Source organism: Microcoleus sp. MON1_C1 (assembly GCF_036701945.1).
GTDB lineage: Bacteria > Cyanobacteriota > Cyanobacteriia > Cyanobacteriales > Microcoleaceae > Microcoleus.
On sequence record NZ_JAUBRO010000032.1, the window covers coordinates 56,442 to 70,689 of the forward strand.

General features: G+C 47.4%; 4 protein-coding genes. 3 read left to right on the forward strand and 1 reads right to left on the reverse strand.

Going from position 1 to position 14,248, the window contains the following annotated elements; translation table 11 throughout:
- Positions 1 to 1,757 precede the first annotated feature (1,757 nt).
- Genes QUA62_RS18720 through QUA62_RS18730 form a run of 3 tightly spaced genes read left to right on the forward strand, consistent with a single transcriptional unit; the run spans position 1,758 to position 12,272 of the window.
- The gene (locus QUA62_RS18720; RefSeq protein WP_445301686.1) at positions 1,758 to 10,001 is read left to right on the forward strand and encodes a PAS domain S-box protein; all 8,244 of its coding nucleotides are present in this window, start codon (positions 1,758 to 1,760) and stop codon (positions 9,999 to 10,001) included.
- A gap of 3 nt (positions 10,002 to 10,004) precedes the next feature.
- The gene (locus QUA62_RS18725) at positions 10,005 to 11,081 is read left to right on the forward strand and encodes a hybrid sensor histidine kinase/response regulator (RefSeq protein ID WP_333405875.1); all 1,077 of its coding nucleotides are present in this window, start codon (positions 10,005 to 10,007) and stop codon (positions 11,079 to 11,081) included.
- Positions 11,082 to 11,138: 57 nt separating this feature from the next.
- Entirely contained in the window at positions 11,139 to 12,272 is a 1,134-nt protein-coding gene (locus tag QUA62_RS18730; protein WP_445301687.1) for a hybrid sensor histidine kinase/response regulator, read from the forward strand.
- A gap of 666 nt (positions 12,273 to 12,938) precedes the next feature.
- Here the strand turns inward: QUA62_RS18730 and QUA62_RS18735 are convergent.
- Entirely contained in the window at positions 12,939 to 14,144 is a 1,206-nt protein-coding gene (locus QUA62_RS18735) for a transposase (protein ID WP_333405879.1), read from the reverse strand.
- Positions 14,145 to 14,248 lie beyond the last annotated feature (104 nt).

A 14,248-nucleotide genomic window follows, 5' to 3' on the forward strand; every position in this document is an offset into this window, starting at 1 on the left:
ATTTTTTATTATTCGTTGTAATTCTTGACATCAGTGTATTATTAGTTGTTTTGCATGATTATTCTGGAGCGTCTAATTTTAGCAGATTTTTGGGCTTATTGTTCCATGAGCTTGATATAAAATTTTCGATAAATAAACCAACTTACCAAACCGCAAACCCAGCTAATTTAATGTTATAAAATTCCTACAATAATTTACGATCCCGCCGTTTCGTTTATTTCAGCAGTTTTTACTCCCCTCGTTGGTAATAAGTGTAACCAGGTTCACTCCCTGCACAAAACCCTCATAGAAACAAATATTTTCACTCAATTTCTTCCACCCATCCAGCCCATTCCAACATATCTAGGTCTGGTTTAATTTGGTGTAATACAGCTTCCAGGTTTCCTTTATGACTATTCCTCGCTCCTTGGCAAATAAACCCTTTTATTTAGTATTTTTTAATCCCTTGCGACTTAATAGAATAGAACGCTCTTTTTGTAATTTATAATATAATCCGGTTGTAGGTAGGGAGTTTTTTTGAGGCCTTTTTATAAAAACTCTATGTCTTTTTCTTTTAACTTCGATTTTAAAAACCGGTCACGAAATTACCAAACCTTTTTCGTTCATAGTTGGTGCCATTTATGTAAAACCTATTTCCCTGTTTGTGGAGTCCAATTAATCCGGAGCAGCTATTTTTCCAACGTACCAGCCATGTGCATTTAATCTAACTAAAAGGGCGGGCGTACTTAAGTTTTTGTGTTCCATCCGCCGTTCTCAATTATCAGAGATTTTTGTCTGGTTTTTGAGTCAAAAATACCCTTAATATAGCCCCCATATATTTGGTTTACTCAGTAGAAACATTCTCTCTAGTCACTTATATCTTTAACAGAGTTTTATTTTCTCACGCCTACTTACTAAAACTCTATTTGAGTGTTGACCTCCTTTTAGAGAATCGGTTATATTCCCTTTCTTTTAATGTCCTACTTTATCAACAATAATTATAAAAAATTATTCTGCTGGTAGTTCTTGTAGAATAAGGTTTAATCTAGCTCTCTCAAGCCTTCTAATTTTCAAGTAATTCGCTGAGAAAATCCCATAGTTTTTGTTGATTGCTTAATCCCACTACACGAGATATTGCTGGTAGTGTTTTACGCTTCATATCAGAAAAATCCCACATGAAAGTAATTAAACGCCTCACAATTTCTCACTTCGGGGAATAGTGTTCTGTATGCTCTGTATAATTCACCGTAATCGTCAATCGTCAACAAATTTTATCTTTACGCCGAGTTCTCCGAGCTTCAACATAGTCGTAAAGGGTTTACGGCACTTTCTTTTTTTATTATTTCAGGAAAGTAATGAAAGAGCGTTACTTTGGGTTTTTATTATCTCATGAAATAGATGAAAGGAGCGTTACTTTGGGTTTTTATTATCTCATGAAATTGATAAGAGATAGTTATTTTAGAGTCGCCGAATTTCCCTAACTCATTTCATGCAAAAGCGAACTGTAAGTAAATATAATATTTAGAGAATGTCGTGCAGCTAAGTAACTATTCTCGTTACTATGGCTGACGCCAAGCTACGCTATCAGCTCATGTGTTTAAGGCGAAGTGTTTAAAAACAATACTCCGGACAGTTTTTTGAGACCGAGGCTGAAACCCTCATTCTAACGTTAGCATTTGACCTCACTGAGAAGGCTGAAACCCTCATTCTGCCGTTAGTGATTGAAAACTGTCCGGACTATTGTAAAAAAATAATCAGCAATAAAACCCTATAAACTCATGTTCATGCGTACTACGGCTCTCACTCCAATAGAACTCAGGACTGCGATCGTCCGGGAGCCCTTGGTGGTTTCGCCCGATACGACGGTGATGGATGCGATCGCCCAAATGAGCGGCGTGCGATCGCTCTGCAACACCGCTAGAACGGCCGACGGTCAACTCGACGACCTCCACCTAGAGGCGCGATCGAGCTGCGTGTTGGTAGTGGAAAACGAGCAATTGGTTGGCGTACTGACCGAGCGAGACGTGGTGCGGCTGAGTGCCCAACAGCGTTCCTTGGAGAATGTGGCGCTCCGGGAGGTGATGGCACACCCCGTCGTCACCCTGCGCGAGTCCGCCTTCACCGATTTATTTTTTGCGATTAACCTGCTCCAGCAGCACCAGATTCGCCATTTGCCCATCCTCGACGATCTCGATCGCCTAGTGGGCCTAGTGACTCACGAAAGTCTGCGCCAAACCTCTCGACCGATCGACCTGCTGCGGTTGCGTATGGTAGCAGAAGTGATGACCCGCGAAGTGATTTGTGCTGCGCCAGATTCTTCCCTACTGGCTATCGCTCAACTTATGGCAGAGCATCGCGTCAGTTCCGTGATGATCGTGCGCCCAGGCGGAATCTCTACTGAACCGCTACAAATTCCAGTGGGGATTCTTACCGAGCGGGATATTGTGCAATTTCAGACATTGGGCTTGCACCTGGAAACCTGTCTAGCTCAGGCGGTAATGAGTACGCCGATTTTTGCCGTTAGACCCGACGATTCGCTCTGGACTGTGCAGGAGATCGTGGAGCAGCGATCGATCCGTCAGTTGGCGGTGACAGGGGAGCTAGGAGAACTATTAGGCATCGTCACCCAGACCAGTTTGCTGCAAGCCCTCAACCCGCTGGAGCTATACAAACTAATCCAGAAGTGGGAAGAGAAGGTGGTGCGCCTAGAGGCGGAAAAGGTGGCGCTGCTGGCAAATCGCAACCTTGAGCTCGAGCAGCAGGTGGAAGCTCGGACAGCCGCCCTCAAAGCAAAGGCCGATCGAGAGCAACTTCTCAATACCATTGCCGAGCAGATCCGCTCGTCCCTGAATTTGTCAGATATTCTGCAGACTACGGTGCAGGAAATTCACTCGCTTCTGGGGTGCGATCGCGTCATCATTTACGAGTTTCGACCTGACTTTAGCGGCACCGTGATTGCGGAAGCGATTACCGACACTGCGCGATCGGTGCTCCATACAGAAGCCCGCGATCCTTGCATGAGCCCAGAATGGCTTGAACCCTATCGCCAGGGCAGAATTCGCATCATCAACGACATCTACGGCGCAGAAATGACCCAGTGCCATCAGGAAATGTTAGTGCGGTTTGATATTCGCGCCAAGCTGATGGTGCCGATCGTGATTGAGGAACAACTGCGCGGATTAATGATCGCCAGTTATCGAGCCACTGCACACTCTTGGACGACTGACGAGATCGAACTCCTGCGACAAGTTTCTCTACAGGTGGCGATCGCCCTTGGGCAATCCACGATCCAGCAAAAATTGCAGAAGGAACTGGTAAAGCGACAGCGGATCGAAGCCACCCTGATCGAGAGCGAACAACGCTACGCCGCCCTTGCCGCTGCTGCTCCGGTGGGGATTTTTCGCACCGATGCGGAGGGGCTATGCACCTATGTCAACGATCGCTACTTTCAGATCAGCGGACTCACACCAGGAGCCACTATCGGACACGGATGGCAACAAGGAGTGCACCCCGACGATCGCGATTGGGTCATGGCCGAATGGAAGCAATTCATTCAAGGTAACCGCTCTTTTGAACTCGAATATCGCTTTCAATGTCCCGACGGTACGGTAACGTGGGTTTATGGGCAGTGCGTCGCCGAACTCGATGCAAATGGACATCGGAGCGGCTATATAGGCACCATTACCGACATTAGCGATCGCAAACGAACAGAAGTCCGCCTGCAAGAAAGCGAAGAACGCTACGCCACCCTAGTGGCAGCCGCTCCCGTGGGGATTTTTCGCACCGATGCTGTGGGCAATTGCATCTATGTTAACGATCGCTGGTGTCAGATCAGCGGACTCACCCCAAAAACCGCCGTCGGGGAAGGATGGCAACAAGGGCTACACCCCGACGATCGCGATTGCGTCATCGCCGAATGGGAGCAATCTATCCAAAGAAATCGCTCTTTCCAACTCGAATATCGCTTTCAACGTCCCGACGGTGGGGTAACGTCGGTTTATGGGCAGTCCGTTGCCGAACTGGATGCAGACGGGCAAGTAGTCGGCTATGTAGGAACTACTACAGACATTAGCGATCGCAAACAAGCCGAACAAAAACTCCAGCAACTCAACCAACAGCTAGAAACCAAAGTCGCAGAACGCACCCAAGAGCTTTGGCAAGTCAACAGCCTGCAACGCGCCATCCTCGATTGTGCTGATTACTCGATCCTCTCCACTGACCCAACTGGCATCATCCAGACCTTGAATGCCGCAGGCGAAAGGATGCTGGGTTACAGTGCTCAAGAAATCATCGGCAAAGCCACCCCCGCGCTCATCCACGATGCAAATGAGGTAATTGACCGGGCAGCATCACTATCTGCCGAACTAGGGCAAAATATTCCCCCCGGCTTTGAGGTTTTTGTTGCCAAAGCACGCCAAGGCTTGGTCAGCGAAGAAGAGTGGAGCTATATCCGCAAAGATGGTTCTCGATTTCCTGTGTCGCTCTCCATCACCGCCCTCAAGGATGTCAATCAGCAAATTATCGGCTTTTTAGGCATCGCCAAAGATATTAGCGATCGCAAACGTGCAGAAGCGGAACTAAAGAAAGTATCTGATCGCCTCGCCTTGTCTCTCAAATCAGGGGCGATCGGCTGTTGGGACTTCGATATTGTACAGAACACCGTCTTTTGGGATGAGCGGATGTACGAACTGTACGGTGTCACAAAACAATCTGATTCCCATCTGCCTTACGAGATTTGGGCAAACCGCCTACATCCCGAAGACCGCACTGCCACCGAAACATTGCTCCAGCAAGCCCTCTTAGGACAGGCAGAATACGATACCGAGTTTCGAGTGTTGCATCCCGATGGCAGCATCCACTTTATTAATGCCTATGGTGTCGTCGTGCGAGATGCCCAAGGTAATCCCCAGAGCATGATTGGGATCAACTTTGATATTAGCGATCGCAAACAGGCTGAACTCCAACGACAGCAGTTAATTCAAGAATTATCAGCCTTTAAACAGGCCTTGGATCAGTCTGCCATTGTAGTCATCACCGATCGCGAAGGGGTGATATCCTACGTCAACGATCGCTTCTGTGTAGTCTCTGGCTACTCCCGCGATCGACTGATCGGACAAACCCATCGCATTGTCAACTCTGGCTATCATCCCCCTGCTTTTTTCCAAGACTTGTGGCGCACCATTAACAGCAGTCAGATTTGGCGCGGTGAAATTTGCAATCGGGCAAAAAACGGTAGCCTGTACTGGGTCGCCACCACCATCGTCCCCTTTTTCGACGAACAAGGGCGACCTTTTCAGTATCTAGCCATTGGCTTCGACATTACCGATCGCAAGTTGGCCGAAGCAACGCTTCGGCAGGAAAATACTTTCCGTCAACAAATTGTAGAAAACATGGCAGAAGGGCTGTGCGTTTTCCATCAAGTTGAGGAGTTTCCCTTTGTCCGCTTCACAGTCTGGAATCAGCAAATGCAAGCGATTACAGGTTACACCTTAGAAGAAATTAACCGTCTGGGGTGGTATCAAACCTTGTACCCGAATCTAGAAGATCGAGAACAGGCGATCGCCAACTGTAGACAGATGCACCCGATCGCAGTGCAAAGGGAAATCCAGCGTCAAGCTGGACAGCGGCGCATTATCTCCATTTCCACCTCTGTCCTATCGGGTGATGATGGACATCTCTATTCGCTGGCCCTGATCCAAGACATTACCGATCGCCAACAGACAGAGCGAGAAAATCGCCTGTTGAAAGAACGCCTCGAATTTCTTCTGGCATCCAGTCCCGCGATCATCTATAGCTGTAAACCCTATCGCGACTATGACTCAACCTTCATCAGCAAAAATATCGAGGCCATTTTGGGCTACAAGCCAAAAGAAGTTGTATCGACCCCCAGCTTCTGGACTCACCATCTTCACCCAGAAGATGCCCCTAGAGTTTTGGCCGATCTATCGGTTCTCTTTGAGTACGACACTTATCAGCATGAATATCGATTTTTGCATCGCGATGGTTACTACGTTTGGATACGGGATGCCATGCGCCTGGTGCGAGATGAACAAGGTCGCCCAACGGAGATTATCGGCTATTTTGCCGATATTAGCGATGTCAAACAAACCGAAGAAACCCTAAAAATACAACTGGCGGCAATTGAGGCGGCGATCGACGGCATTGCCATTATCCAAGGAGATACCTACCTCTATTTGAATCAAGCCCATCTAGAACTGTTTGGCTACGAACATCCCCAAGAACTGCTGGGCAAAACCTGGCAACTTTTGTATTCCCCAGAGGAGTTAGACCGGTTTGAGCGGGAAGTCTTTCCGGTGCTGGGGCGCGATCGCGCTTGGGAGGGAGAGGCGATCGCCATGCGTAAAGATGGCTCTACCTTTGCCGAAGGGCTGTCCCTCACCCTCACAGACGATGGATTATTGATTTGTGTATGCCGCGATATCAGCGATCGCAAACAGATCGAAGCCGAATTAGCAGAGAGTGAAGCTAAATTCCGGCGGCTGGTAGAAGGGGCTAATGATTTGATCTGGTCATGTGAACCCGATGGCATACTCACTTATGTGTCACCGCAATTCAAGACCATGTTTGGCTGGGACGAGAGTGCATGGATTGGTAAGTCGTTTATATATCTGGTGCACCCAGACGATCGCTCTTTGGTGGTTACTGATTATCGGGAGAATATGACACTTGGTAAAAAGTCAAGTGATTATGAGTTCCGACACCGCCACCGAGATGGCAATTATGTCTGGGTGAGAAGCAGCGCCACACCCGTTATAAATGCTGAAGGGGAATTGATTAGCATCCAGGGAATTTTATCGGATATCAGCGATCGCAAAGAAGCTGAACTCGCGAGAGAAAGCAGTGAAATCCGCTTCCGCCGGGTGTTTGAGTCCAGTGTGAGCGGCATGATGTTTGCCGATTTTCAGGGGAACATTATCGATGCCAACGATCGCTTCTTACAGATGGTTGGCTACACTCGGGAGGAACTAGATGCGGGGCTAATTCATTGGGATGCCATGACCCCCCCCGAATATGCCCACGCTGATGTTGTAGTGATGGAGCGCCTGATGCAGGATGGCGCGATCGATTCCTGGGAAAAGGAATACTACCGTAAGGATGGCAGCCGGATTTCTGTGCTGATCGGAGCCGCACTCCTCCCCGGCTCAGACGATCAAAGTATTTGTGTATTAGTAGACATCACCGAGCGCAAACAGGCCCAGAAGGCTTTGCAGGAATCTCAGCAGTTTCTGCAAACGGTACTCGATACCATCCCGCTCGCCGTGTTTTGGAAGAATCGAGAGTCGGTTTTTTTAGGATGCAATCAGCAGTTTGCCAAAACTCTAGGCTTGCCATCTACGATCGAAAGTATAGGTAAAAAAGACTTAGATATTTGCCAGGAAGAAGTCGAGGCGAACGAGTATTGTGCGATGGATCGGCGGTTAATGGAAACGGGTGAAGCTATATTAGGGATCGAAGAAACGCTAACTCTACCCAATGGTCAACTAATATTTATCGAAACCCACAAGGCTCCCCTGCGAGACTGCTCAGATAATGTTATTGGTCTGGTAGGCACGTTTCAGGATATCACCGATCGCAAAGAAGCCGAACAGAGATTGCAACAACAAGCAAAACAGGAACGTTTGCTGGGAGCGATTACTAAACGGATGCGATCGTCTCTGAATCTGGACGAGATTCTCAATAGCACTGTTGAGGAAATCCATCAGCTCTTGCAATCAGACCGAACGCTGGTTTATCGCGTTTTTCCTGAAGGGACGGGGGCTGCCATTGCTGAATCTGTTTCGCCAAATAGGTCTAGGCTGCTGGATATCCTTTTCCCAGAAGAGGTTTTCCCCGAAGACACCTACGAGCGCTATATCCAAGGAAGAGTTTATGCCCTCAACGATAGCGAAGATGAAAACGAGTCTATATTACCCTGCTTGGTTGAATTCCTCGCAGACATTGAGGTCAGAGCCAAACTCGTAGTTCCAATTATTCAGAATCAAACCCTCTGGGGGTTGCTGATTGTTCATCAATGCGATCGTCCGCGCCAATGGCAAGACTGGGAAATCAATTTACTTAAACAAATTGCTAACCAATTAGCGATCGCAATTCAGCAATCTTACCTCTACGAACAGGTACAATCTGAACTGGCTATCCGCAAGCAAACAGAAAATGCGATCGCTTTACAACTGCAACGGCAGCGAACTTTGGGAGCGATCGCCCAGCAAATTCGCGAATCGTTAGATATTAACCAAATTTTGGCGGCTGTGACACAGCAAGTCAAAGAAATCTTGCAAGGCGATCGGATCATCGTGTTCCGGCTATTTGGGGATGGCAGAAGTCAAATTGTTGAAGAAGCTGTGTCTAGCGAGTTCCCTGCGCTCAAAGACCTTCACTGGGAGGACGAACGGTGGTCGCAAGAAATCCTAAACCGGTACTGGCAGGGCAAGCCCCGCATCGTCCCCGATGTAATGACCGATATCTGGACTGATTGCTTGGTGGAATACGTAAGGGTTGGTCAAGTCCAGTCCAAAATCGTTGCACCTATCCTGCAAGAAGTCCGAACCAGCGAAAGCCATAGATGGGTTGCCCCGGGGCAAACCAAGAAGCTGTGGGGGGTTTTAGTCGTCCATGCCTGTCGAGAACAACGAGTATGGCAAGAGTCTGAAGCGCAACTCCTGCAACAAATTGCCAACCAGTTGGCGATCGCAATTCAACAAGCTAGCCTATTTAAGCAGTTGCAGCAAGAACTCACCGAACGACAACAAGCCCAGCAGCAACTCACCGAGCGCAACCAACAACTAGGAGCCTCTAACGAAGAACTCGCCCGTGCTACCCGTCTCAAAGACGAATTCCTTGCCAACATGAGCCACGAACTCCGCACCCCCCTTAACGCCATTCTGGGCATGAGCGAGGGGCTACAAGAGCAAGTCTTTGGCACGGTCAACGAACAACAAATCAAAGCTTTACAAACCATCGAGCGCAGTAGCTCTCACTTACTAGAGTTAATCAACGACATTTTGGATGTCGCCAAAATTGAATCGGGTCAAATGGAACTCGATTGCACCCCTGTTTCAATCAATCATCTCTGTCAATCCAGTCTGGCCTTTATCAAACAACAAGCCCTGCAAAAACGCATCCAGCTAGAGATTCAAATGCCACTCACTCTGCCCGACTTATTGATTGATGAACGGCGGATGCGCCAAGTCTTGATCAACCTGCTCAATAACGCTGTCAAATTCACTCCTAACGGAGGACGCATCACCCTAGAAGTCAGCCGTCAACAGCGCCCTGCCGACCCAGATTCTGCCGATTCCCCACCCCATTTTTTGGTCAAAGAGACCCTGCAAATTGCCGTCATCGATACAGGTATTGGTATTGCCCCAGAACATATCAACAAACTGTTTCAGCCCTTTATCCAAATCGATGGCGCCCTGAATCGTCAATATACAGGCACTGGCTTGGGGCTTGCCCTGGTGAAACGCATTGTCGAACTCCACGGCGGGCAGGTGGGGCTCAGCAGCACTGTGGGTGTAGGAAGTTGCTTCACGATCGACCTTCCCTGCACTGGTTGTGCGCCCTCCTCTGTTGATCGGGAATCCCAAACAGAGTCCCGCATCGAACCCAGCCAGCCCGAACAGGGAGGGTCTCCCTTAATCTTGCTGGCGGAAGACAACGAAGCTAATATCACTACGATTTCGAGCTACCTGAGAGCTAAAGGCTATCGCATTCTCTTGGCTAAGAATGGAGAGGAGGCGATCGCCCTGGCAAAGTCTGAAAACCCCAATCTAATTTTGATGGATATTCAAATGCCTGGTATGGATGGTCTAGAAGCTATGCAGCGTATTCGCAGCGATCCAAACTTAGTTGATATGCCGATCGTTGCCCTAACTGCCTTAGCCATGAGGGGCGATCGCGATCGTTGCCTTGCCGCCGGAGCCAATGATTACCTCACCAAACCCGTCAAGCTGAAGCAATTGGCAAGCACTATTCAACAACTTTTAGCTTCTAAGCAAAGATAACCCGTGAACAGACCATCCGTTTTAATCATTGACGACGATCCCAATAATTTTGATGTAATTGAAACCCTCTTGAGCGAGCAAGACTATCAATTGCATTACGCTGCCAGCGGGCAAGAGGCGATCGCATCCCTCGACATATTTGAGCCCGATCTTATTTTGCTGGATGTGATGATGCCAGGAATAGATGGCATCGAAGTTTGTCGCCAAATCAAAGCCATGTCAAAATGGCAAGCCGTTCCCATCATTATGGTGACAGCATTAAACTCAAAATCAGACCTTGCCTATTGTCTCACTGCCGGCGCTGACGACTTCATTAGTAAACCTGTAAATGCTATTGAACTGCGTGCCCGAGTTCACTCCATGCTGCGAATTAAGCACCAGTATGACGACCTGCAAAGCTTACTCAAATTGCGGGAAGACATGGTTAAAATGGTAGTCCACGATTTACGCAATCCCCTGGCTGGTATCTTGCTTGGCTTGGAAGTCCTAAAAACCATAGAGTATCCTAGAGAAAAACTACAAACCCAACTGGCTCGACTTTACTCTTCAGCACAAGCAATACAGCTATTAATTGATGATTTATTGCAAATTGCTTTACTAGAATCCGGTAAAACTCGTCTCAATTACACAGAGGTTAATCTGTCCGAACTCGTCAACTCTGCCATATCAAGCTTTGAAGCTATCGCTGCTAAAAAAAATCAGTCGCTGGTCGCTCAATTACCCGAAGAAACCAGTAGGAAAGTCTCGCTTGATGCCACCATGATACATCGAACGCTGGATAATCTCCTCTCGAATGCCATTAAGTTTTCCCCACGTAATAGTCAAATCATAGTGAATGTAGAATTCCCCAGATCGGGCAACGCCAAAATCCAGGTTATAGACTCTGGACCTGGTGTTCCTGATACATTGCGACACAAGATTTTTGAGAAATACGAGATTGGAAATCTGATGTCGGATGTCTCTCAAATAGGGTTGGGTTTAGCTTTCTGCAAAATGGTCGTTGAGGCACATGGGGGTGACATTTCTGTAAGAAGTAATCAACCACAAGGAGCCATTTTTGAAATCAGTTTGGCCGCCTAGCTGATGGCTATCACATCAACTAATAAAAATTTTTCCATTATTGAAAGGGTGGCAATTATGTCTCAATTCTCTCTCTTAATTGTTGATGATGAGCCGGATAACTTTGATGTGATTGAAACCCTGTTATCAGAGCAGGATTATCAATTGCATTACGCTGCCAGCGGGCAAGAAGCGATCGCATCCCTCGACCTATTTGATCCGGATCTTATTTTGCTGGATGTGATGATGCCGGGAATAGACGGCATCGAGATTTGTCGGCAAATCAAAGCCATGTCAAAATGGCAAGCCGTTCCCATCATTATGGTGACAGCATTAAGCTCAAAATCAGACCTTGCCAACTGTCTAACTGCCGGAGCCGACGACTTCATCAGTAAACCTGTAAATGCTATTGAACTGCGTGCTCGCGTGCATTCAATGCTCAGAATCAAGCAACAGTATGATAATATCCAGAACTTATACCACATCCAAGAAAACACCATCAATCTCTTGGAAAGCACCCTCAATGAGCTGCGTGGCAACTTAGCTTCTACTCTATCCCACGAACTGAATACGCCCCTCAATGGCATCTTAGGCACGATCGGGTGGCTCAAGGACGAGATCGGAGACATTGAGATCGCCGAAATCCGTGAGCTCTTAGGCTGGGCATATAACTCGGCCCGTCGCCTAGAAACATTAACGAAAAAATTCCTGATTTATTTAGGATTAGAACTATCGGCAAGTCAACAGCACAAGATCGAATCTGCGCGGACTGAATTTTCAGCTTCCGCCATTGAAGCCGAGTTGAAATATCAGGCTCAGAAGGTCAACCGTAGCAACGATCTGTTGTTCAGTCTTGAGGAAGCGGAGATCGCTCTATCAGAGCGATATCTATCAACGATGCTCCATGAATTAATTGATAATGCACTGAAATTCTCCTCACCAGAGACAACTATTAAAGTTAGTAGTCAAGTCGTAGGGGAGATGCTGCATTTATCTGTACAAGACTCGGGGCAGGGCATGACAGAAGAGCAAATTGCTAAAATTGGTGCCTTCATGCAGTTTGAACGCAAGAGGTATGAGCAACAGGGTACTGGTATCGGCTTAAAAATTGTCCAGAAAATAGTCGAACAGGCAGGAGGAGAGTTCTCAATTACCAGTATCTATCAAAAGGAAACAACGGTACATCTCACTCTGCCTATTGTCCGAAATTAGGATGAGTTTTTCTATCAAGTCCGGTGGCATCGTTATGGAGAATGATATCGATTCCGGTTGCACCGGAATCATTGTTGACTGTTGACTGTTGACTGTTGACTGTGAGTCAAAAAACTGAAAATTGCGCGAATTATTTGTTGACAGCTTGATTCGACTTTACGCCCGACGATGAAGCGCGGATTTGATATCATTCCGGCCCAGCCGGAATTGATATGAGAAGGAATAAATTTGCTTTGCCTGGGAATGGCAAAACATCAAAAAAGATGAACGAGCAGGACAAATATTTGACTCCGAATTAGAGCTTGCTTCTGCGGTAATTCATGGGGTAGAAGGTAAAGAAAAAACCGTACACAACCTTACACAACCTATTAAATTTAACTCGAATCACCTTACTTAATCTTTTGTTACATACTGGCGAATTTTCCCACGGACTTACTTAGTTCTCCTGCAAGCTACAATTGCAGACTCCGGCGCGATCGCACTTTATCTGCACCCGCTACCACTAAAACCCCGCAAATCGCGCCCGCAGTGCGACAGAATCGGGATTTGCGGGTTCGCGCAGTACGATCGGGCGCTTCGCCATTTTAGATTTTAGGTTTTAGATTTGCAATGACTGATGACTATCGGCTTGACATCCTCCCCGGCCGTACCGCAGGATTCCAAGAATCACTTCTTGGGCTTCCTCTTTCCACGACTCGACTTACATTGAGGAGTTGCCTCACCAATGCAGAGGTCGATGTCTTCAGAGGCGTTTAACGTTCCCGTGTGCCCCACGGTACGGAGTGCTAACTCAAGTATGTTAATTGCTGCATTCCAGTCTCGGTCTATTACAAAACCACAATGGTGACAGCGATGTGTTCTTTGACTCAAAGACTTCTTGATGACTTCCCCACAGTTGGAACAGTTTTGAGAAGTGTAGTGCGGTGGTACGGCAACCGTTACCACACCAAACACCTTGCCAAAATATTCTAACCATTGACGGAAAGCCGACCACGCAGCATCAGATATAGACTTTGACAGTTGTCTGTTTCTAACCATGTTACGCACCTGCAAGTCCTCATAGGCAACCAAGTCGTTAGACTGGATGACGCATCTTGCTAACTTCACGGCAAAATCTTTACGCTGCCTACTTACCTTGAGGTGCTTTCGACTCAGGCGATTTCTCGCTTTGACTCTGTTTTTCGACCCTTTGGTCGTGCGAGAAAGTTTACGACTAAGACGCTTTATCGCTTTCTCGGACTTTCTCAGATGACGGGGGTTCTCGATTGTCTGACCGTCCGAATCGGTGTAGAAGTGAGTCAATCCAACATCCAGTCCCAGGGTCTTACCCGTTGGCTGTCTCTTCTCTACCCGTTCTTGGTCAAGGCAAAACTGAACGTAGTACCCATCAGCTCTACGAACAACACGCACTCGCTTAATCTGCTTCAACTGGTAGAAGTGAAGGTCACGAGTTCCCCACATCTTGAAGCTTCCTGCTTCAAACCCATCAGTGAAGGTGATAGTTTGTCTATCGAACGACAACTTCCAGCCCGTTGTTTTATATTCAACAGAGCCATGTGTTTGATGCTTCTTAAAGCGTGGGAAGCCTTTCTTCCCTGGCTTGCTTTTTTTGCAGTTGTCATAAAACCGAGCGATAGAACTCCAAGCCCGCGAAGCCGAAGCTTGTCGAGCTTGGGAGTTAAGTTTGCCAGCGAACGGGAACTTTTTGGCGAGAACAGCGCAATAGGCGCTCAACTCGTACTTGCCAATCCCCAAGTTGTCCAACCAGTATCTAAGGCAGCTATTGCGGACAAAGCGAGCAGTACGAATGGCTTCATCGAGCCGCTCGTACTGCTGTGCAAGTCCCTCTAGTTTTGCCTCAAAAACAAGCATACTTACGCTGACATAACTAGCGTAAGTATACCACCGTTAAAGAAAGCCGTCCTAGAAGGGCGGGGCTTTAAACCCATTATTTTTGGTAATGTAAAAATCAAAGC

Coding starts and splice junctions, on each gene's coding strand:
- QUA62_RS18720 (WP_445301686.1), top strand. CDS start 1,758: ATGTTCATGCGTACTACGGCTCTCACTCCAATAGAACTCAGGACTGCG.
- QUA62_RS18730 (WP_445301687.1), top strand. CDS start 11,139: ATGTCTCAATTCTCTCTCTTAATTGTTGATGATGAGCCGGATAACTTT.
- QUA62_RS18735 (WP_333405879.1), bottom strand. CDS start 14,144: ATGCTTGTTTTTGAGGCAAAACTAGAGGGACTTGCACAGCAGTACGAG.